The following is a 6,755-nucleotide window of genomic DNA, read 5'->3' as shown; positions in this document are numbered from 1 at the left end:
AATTGAAATCCGTTTAATCGAAAAACCTCTGTAACTAACTATATTTCAAATATTTCAAAGAACTATTTTAGATTTTAATGGGACAGTAATGAAATAATAGGATGAATTAATATCCTGAAGTTCCTTTAAAAGCCTTTCCTCGCCAAAAGCAGAATCAATGTATTTCTTAAAATCCTCCGGCTTATTATCCTTTTCAAAAGCCTCTATAAAGGTCCTCTTGCCCAAATTGGCCAAAACTTCCAAATCGTTAATGGTACACAGCCCTAAATGAAGTTTCATGCTTTTATTTCCTTCTTAAAAATGGAGAATAAAAAAGGAGCAACACTTTACGGCATTGCTCCTTTTATAAAATTTGAATTTATGCTAGAGCATAAATAATTTTTTTGTCAATCTTACAATACCTCTAAAAAAGTCATTTCGATAAACTTGAATTTCCTTTTGTGCAGGGGCGTGGCTAATTTGGGCTTCCATAGTAATAAAGGTTTAGTAGTTGCTAAATTTGGGGTTTAACTTCTGTTATTGTTTGCAATATAATTCAGATTTCAGCAATATTTAAAAAATTGTTGTGAAATATATATTAATTGTTGTCTGCGGATAAAAATAGGTATTTTGATCGATATATGACCACTTCCAAAATGTTAAATATTCATCTCCGGGATATCCCCGGCTACGATTAAATTCCCTTCAGTGGCCTTTATTATCTCATCAACACTAACGCCAGGTGCTCTTTCCAATAATTGAAAGCCTTTTGGCGTAACATCCAGTACCGCTAGGTTGGTAACTATCTTTTTTACACAACCCACCCCTGTCAATGGCAAAGTACATTTTTTTAACAACTTGGATTCGCCTGCCCTATTCGTATGCATCATGGCAACAATGATATTCTCTGCAGACGCGACCAAATCCATAGCCCCGCCCATTCCCTTCACCATTTTACCTGGAATTTTCCAATTGGCTATGTCCCCGTTTTCAGCGACCTCCATAGCGCCCAGAATCGTCAGGTCTACATGTTGGCCCCGGATCATCCCAAAGCTTGTAACCGAGTCGAAAAAAGAGGCCCCAGGGAGTGTAGTGATCGTCTGTTTACCTGCATTGATAATATCCGCATCCTCTTCCCCCTCAAATGGGAAGGGACCCATGCCCAATACCCCGTTTTCACTCTGAAATTCCACACTGATATCTTCCCTCACAAAATTGGCCACCAAAGTAGGTATCCCAATTCCAAGGTTAACGTAATATCCGTCTTTAACTTCCTTTGCAATGCGCTTTGCTATTCCGTTTTTATCCAACATAATTGTTGATTTGATAATTAGTTAATTTGCCCTTTTTACTACTGCCAACAATTTTTGTGATGATGCGAATAATTGATTCCAATTCTGAAAAAATTGCTTCATGAGGATTGGGGTATTGGATTGAAGCTTTACAGAGTTCGATCCAATATAAAGTTTCATCAGCTTCTTTAGCGGCAATCTTAAATTTATGAATAAAATCGGCCATACTTTCCCCATTCTGTGCCTCCCAAGTATTGGCTCCAATAGATGTTCCACTTTTAAACAATTGAGATGCCATTTCATACTTATTTAAAGATCTTAATTGTTCACAGTATTCAATAATTTGCAAGGAAAAATCAAAAGTCTTCTTATCTATTAAATTTTCCCTATCATTCCTCATATTATCAAATTTTCAATTCTTTTTCCGAACCGTCAACTGCTCAATTCTTTTCTCGTAATTTTTACCTTGGAAAATACGTTGTACAAAAATTCCCGGGACATGGATTTGGTTGGGATCCAGAGCACCGGCAGGCACTAATTCTTCAACCTCTGCAACAGTTATCTTAGCTGCCCCACACATGGCGGGATTAAAATTTCGGGCAGTTCCTTTAAATACTAAATTCCCGGCCTCATCGCCCTTCCAGGCCTTTACAAAAGCAAAATCGGCATTAAACGCCTGTTCCAGCACATACATTTTACCGTTAAACTCTCTTGTTTCTTTTCCTTCGGCTACCTCGGTTCCGTACCCGGCAGGAGTATAAAATGCTGGGAAACCAGCCTGTGCGGCCCTACATTTCTCCGCTAGGGTGCCTTGAGGAGTCAATTCTACCTCCAATTCCCCGCTAAGCATTTGACGCTCAAACTCATCATTCTCACCCACATAAGAAGAAATCATTTTCTTAATTTGACGTTGGTGCAGCAATAGGCCCAATCCAAAATCGTCCACTCCGGCATTATTGGATATACAGGTCAAATCCTTGATTCCGATCTCCACCAATGCCGCTATTGAATTTTCGGGGATACCACACAATCCAAATCCTCCCAACATAAAAGTCATTCCGTCCTTAACCCCTTCCAAGGCCTCCTCCACGTTGGTAACTGTTTTTCGTATCATACAAAACCGACTTAATTTAACTTATTTACTTGCTCTCTCTAAAATACGGGTTTTTAACGAAAAATGCCCTTTACTTTTAGATAAAAGCAAGGGCATATATAGCAATGATTTTTTATGACGTTAAAAATCCAAATCGTCTTCTATATCTATTTTATTATCCTCCTCCATTGATTCCTTTGAGCAATCCACATTAATGGACAGTTCCTCAGGTTTTTCAAATTCTCCATCGGAAATACCCAATTCCTTGTTGGCATAATTCTTTTTCATATATAAGCCCCAAATTGGCAGTGCCATGGAAGCCCCCTGACCATAGGTAATGGTCCTAAAATGAACCGCTTTATCATCTCCACCAACCCACACTCCGGTTACCAAATTAGGAACCATTCCCATAAACCAACCATCACTTTGGTTTTGGGTAGTACCTGTTTTACCTGCAATTGGGTTTTTAAATTCATAAGGATAACCCGTTATTATTTCCTTGTATTCGGCTCTCACGGCTCCTGTAGTCCTCAATCTGGTTCCGGACCCGCCTTGGGTTACCCCGGACATAAGATCCAGCATAGCATAGGATACATCCTTACTTAAAACATCTTTTGTTTCAGGAGTATACTCATACAGTACTGTACCGTTTTTGTCTTCGATCCTGGTTACCATGACCGGTTTAACATAAACCCCTTGATTGGCAAAGGTACCATAGGCTCCTACCATCTCATATACATTAAGATCTGCAGTTCCCAAGGCAATGGAAGGTACTTCAGGAATTTCTCCGGTTATTCCCAGATTTTTGGCTATGGATACCACCGCCTTGGGACCCACCCTATCTATCAACTGTGCGGTAATGGAATTTACTGAATTGGCCAGTGCATTTTTAAGGGTAAGCATTTCCCCAGAATATTCTCCGTTGGAATTTTTTGGACACCATGGGTCTGGATTTCCGTGCTTATTGGCCTCTATACAATATAAATTATCTGGGAGCATATCGCAGGGCGAAAGGCGCAATTGATCAATGGCGGCGGCATATACAAATGGTTTAAAAGTAGATCCTACCTGCCTGGCCCCTTGGATAACATTGTCATACTGAAAATGCTTATAATCTATCCCCCCTACCCAGGCCTTTACATGTCCTGTTTGTGGTTCCATGGACATCATAGCTGTCTTGAGAAAGGATTTATAATATCTAATGGAATCCATAGGGGTCATTACCGTATCCTTTTCCTTGGTCTCGCTGTTCCAATCAAAAACGGTCATCTCCACAGGCTCGTTAAAAGAGGCCCTTATTTCCTTTTCATTCTTCCCTTGGTCCTTAAGATTATGCCATCTGTGCGAAGATTTTATGGCCCTCTCCATAATACCTGCTATTTCCCCTGGGACTTCTTCAATAAACGGGGCAGTTTTGTTCCTGTCCGGAGTATTTTGATGAAAAAATTCGGCTTGCAATCTTTTCATATGCTGGGCCACTGCATCTTCTGCATTCTTCTGCATACGCGAATCTATAGTAGTGTATATTCTAAGTCCGTCCAAATACAGATTATATTTATCACTCTCCCCTTTCAGAGCGGGTTTGGGGTTTTTTTCTATCCACCTGCGCATAAAGCCCTGAAGATACATCCTAAAATAGGTAGCCAAGCCTTCTCTATGCGACTCTGGACTAAAATTGATGTCCATTTTCAAGGCCTGTAAGGAATCCTTTTCCTTGTCCGTAATATAGTCGTATTTCGCCATCTGGGCCAAGACCGTATTTCTACGATTAAAGACCAATTCTTCCCTTCGCATAGGATTGTAGTAGGATGAATTTTTTAACATCCCCACCAACACTGCCGATTCTTCTATTTTAAGATTTTTGGGCTCCTTACCGAAATAAATACGCGAAGCAGATCTAATACCGTCAGCATTATAATTAAAATCATAAATGTTAAGATACATCTTAATTATTTCTTCCTTGGTATAGCTACGCTCCAATCGTATAGCTAGCACCCACTCCTTTATTTTTTGGGTAATGGTCTCAAAAATATTCTTGGAACGCACCCCCACAAATAATTGTCTTGCCAATTGTTGGGATATGGTACTGGCCCCTCCTTTCTTGCCCAAATAAACAAAAGCCCTGACCGTTCCACGGGCGTCTATCCCGGAGTGCTCGTAATAACGGGCATCTTCGGTAGCTATTAGTGCCTGTACCAAGGTTTTCGGCAACTCTTCATAGGCCACATCGGTCCTATTGTCATCCAAATAGAATTTGCCCAAAGTCTCACCATCAGAGGAAATAATTTCACTCGCCAAATTGGTCTGCGGATTCTCCAAGCGCTCATATTCCGGCATGTCTCCAAAGGCGCCCCATGAAGCCAAAAGGAAAATCATTACGGCAGAGAGTACACCTATTATAAAGAGTACCCAAAACCATTTTATGAACTTAAAAAAATTGTTTTTGCCTTTTTTCTTCTTTTTGGTAGCTGTTGCCATAAGCCTACTGATTACTTTTTTCGATTAGGTACCCCACATCGGTAATACCTTCCAATTCGACAATTCCATCTACTTGGCCATTTTTACGCATGGCATGGGAAATTTCTAAGGTATATACGCCTGAAGACGGAAAAACGACGTTTTCTTTATACCATAATTTGTTTTCCTTTAAGCTTCCATAACCCGTACCCAACCATTGTCCATTCGGTTTGGCCATTTCATATTCCAAGGTATCGCGTACCACGTCTCCGTTGGGAAACTTTAACTCCGCAATTAAAAAGAGGTTGCTGTAAGGGTATGTACCATCATTTCTTAAATTGATGAACATATTATATTTTTGAAGGGTATCCAGTTCCTGGAAGGAAAATTTTGCTACGCTATCCTTATTCCAGCGTCCATTCTGTGTTGGAGTATAATCGGACTTTACGGTTTGCATATCACAAGAAACCATAAGAACTACTAAAAAAATTGCACCTAGACTCTTAAGCATTTTTGGTAGGCCTTTTTTTATAATTGCTACGTTTCTTTTTCTTGTTATTCCTATTGGACCTTCTCTTCTTTGGGGTATCAAAACGCGTCAAGCTGTCCTGCCCTACGGTGTTTTCAAAAACCTTTTCAACTTCTTGAACATTTTCTACCGCATATTCTTCCAAACTGGCTACCTTTTCCCTCTTTTTGTTTTTTTCCAGCACCTCCAAAACTTGGTCTTTGGACAAAACATGCCAATTGGCAGGTTCATCCTTATAGGAAAACCATAGCGTGGCTTTAAAAATATCTACCTTCTGGCAAAAAGCAAGCCCTTTTTCTGTAAAAAGCTTGGTGTCCTGACCTGGAAAATCCTTTAGGGCATCCAAATAAACATCCAATTCATAATTTAAGCAACACTTTAATTTTCCACATTGTCCCGCAAGTTTTTGCGGATTCAGCGAAAGCTGTTGATAACGTGCCGCAGCAGTGCTTACGGACCTAAAATCTGTTAACCATGTTGAGCAGCACAATTCCCTACCACAGGAACCTATCCCCCCTAAACGTTGGGCTTCCTGTCGGTAACCAATTTGCCTCATTTCTATACGGATTCCAAAGGCTTTGGCCATATCCTTGATCAACTGACGAAAATCTACACGCTCTTCTGCGGTGTAATAAAAAGTAGCCTTGGAACCATCTCCCTGAAATTCAACGTCGGAGATTTTCATCTGCAATTTTAGAACTATGGCAATTTCCCTGGCCCTCTTCTTAATTTGCTCTTCCCTATCCCTACATTTTTGCCATATATCGATATCCTTTTGGGATGCCTTTCTGTAAAGTTTGGGAAGTTCCGGGCTAGTGTAGTCCTCCTTCTTTTTTTTCATTTGCACCTTTACCAATTCCCCAGTAAGGGTAACCATGCCCACATCATGACCGGAAGTGGCTTGAGTAGCCACCACGTCCCCTATGGAAAGTGAAAGATTTTCGGAATTTCTAAAGAATTCTTTTCTACTATTTTTAAAACGGACTTCCACACAATCAAATGGTTTTTCCCCATTTGGAAGCGACATATTGGAAAGCCAATCAAATACCGTCAATTTATTACAGCCATCGGTGCCACAAGTACCATTGTTCTTGCATCCTTTCGGCTGTCCGTCCTTACCGGTTGAACAACTGCTACAACCCATATTTCGTATCTTGGTTTAGTAAAAATGTAACACTTTTACTAAAAAAGGTTCATAAAATTATTAAACGTAAAGATAGTGTTTTTTTAATGCGATGAAAAGAAAGAGTTCCGATGTCATCGTTAAGCTTTACTAAAACCAAGAAAAAATGGGACATAAGGCATCCATATCCCTTGATCTTTAACTAAAAAACACAAAAACCTAGGTTCTTTCTTTTATGCTCCCAACAAAAGAAATACAGGCAGAAACATGGTTAATTACATG

7 protein-coding genes are annotated in these 6,755 nt (G+C 39.9%); all 7 read right to left on the bottom strand.

Annotation, left to right across the window (positions count from 1 at the left end; translation table 11 throughout):
* Nucleotides 1-54: 54 nt before the first annotated feature.
* The 7 genes from MWU84_RS21810 to ricT all read right to left on the bottom strand — a co-directional run bounded on the left by MWU84_RS21810 (nt 55) and on the right by ricT (nt 6,494).
* Nucleotides 55-279, bottom strand: coding sequence for a hypothetical protein (locus tag MWU84_RS21810; RefSeq protein ID WP_246905763.1), 225 nt, complete (start codon nt 277-279; stop codon nt 55-57).
* A gap of 359 nt (nt 280-638) precedes the next feature.
* Nucleotides 639-1,292: a 3-oxoacid CoA-transferase subunit B gene (locus tag MWU84_RS21805; protein WP_246905761.1), complete on the bottom strand. Its 654-nt coding sequence runs from the start codon at nt 1,290-1,292 to the stop codon at nt 639-641.
* Entirely contained in the window at nt 1,282-1,671 is a 390-nt protein-coding gene (locus MWU84_RS21800) for a four helix bundle protein (RefSeq protein WP_246905759.1), read from the bottom strand. The genes MWU84_RS21805 and MWU84_RS21800 overlap by 11 nt, the downstream gene beginning before the upstream one ends.
* Before the next feature lie 12 nt (nt 1,672-1,683).
* Nucleotides 1,684-2,385, bottom strand: coding sequence for a CoA transferase subunit A (locus MWU84_RS21795; protein ID WP_246905758.1), 702 nt, complete (start codon nt 2,383-2,385; stop codon nt 1,684-1,686).
* 120 nt (nt 2,386-2,505) lie between these two features.
* A complete protein-coding gene (locus tag MWU84_RS21790) occupies nt 2,506-4,842 on the bottom strand; it encodes a transglycosylase domain-containing protein (RefSeq protein WP_246905756.1) in 2,337 nt (778 codons plus the stop codon).
* 4 nt (nt 4,843-4,846) lie between these two features.
* Nucleotides 4,847-5,332 (bottom strand): gliding motility lipoprotein GldH, encoded by a 486-nt coding sequence (locus MWU84_RS21785; RefSeq protein WP_246905754.1) that lies wholly within the window; start codon nt 5,330-5,332, stop codon nt 4,847-4,849.
* Nucleotides 5,325-6,494, bottom strand: a complete 1,170-nt coding sequence (gene ricT, locus MWU84_RS21780; protein WP_246905752.1) for a regulatory iron-sulfur-containing complex subunit RicT — start codon at nt 6,492-6,494, stop codon at nt 5,325-5,327. The genes MWU84_RS21785 and ricT overlap by 8 nt, the downstream gene beginning before the upstream one ends.
* Nucleotides 6,495-6,755 lie beyond the last annotated feature (261 nt).

Source organism: Arenibacter sp. F20364 (assembly GCF_023015905.1).
Classification (GTDB): domain Bacteria; phylum Bacteroidota; class Bacteroidia; order Flavobacteriales; family Flavobacteriaceae; genus Arenibacter.
This window is presented reverse-complemented; position numbering and strand designations above follow the sequence as displayed.

Excerpts from the sequence above, each read along its gene's own strand:
- MWU84_RS21810 (WP_246905763.1), bottom strand. The coding sequence starts at position 279 with ATGAAACTTCATTTAGGGCTGTGTACCATTAACGATTTGGAAGTTTTG.
- MWU84_RS21805 (WP_246905761.1), bottom strand. The coding sequence starts at position 1,292 with ATGTTGGATAAAAACGGAATAGCAAAGCGCATTGCAAAGGAAGTTAAA.
- MWU84_RS21800 (WP_246905759.1), bottom strand. The coding sequence starts at position 1,671 with ATGAGGAATGATAGGGAAAATTTAATAGATAAGAAGACTTTTGATTTT.
- MWU84_RS21795 (WP_246905758.1), bottom strand. The coding sequence starts at position 2,385 with ATGATACGAAAAACAGTTACCAACGTGGAGGAGGCCTTGGAAGGGGTT.
- MWU84_RS21790 (WP_246905756.1), bottom strand. The coding sequence starts at position 4,842 with ATGGCAACAGCTACCAAAAAGAAGAAAAAAGGCAAAAACAATTTTTTT.
- MWU84_RS21785 (WP_246905754.1), bottom strand. The coding sequence starts at position 5,332 with ATGCTTAAGAGTCTAGGTGCAATTTTTTTAGTAGTTCTTATGGTTTCT.
- ricT (WP_246905752.1), bottom strand. The coding sequence starts at position 6,494 with ATGGGTTGTAGCAGTTGTTCAACCGGTAAGGACGGACAGCCGAAAGGA.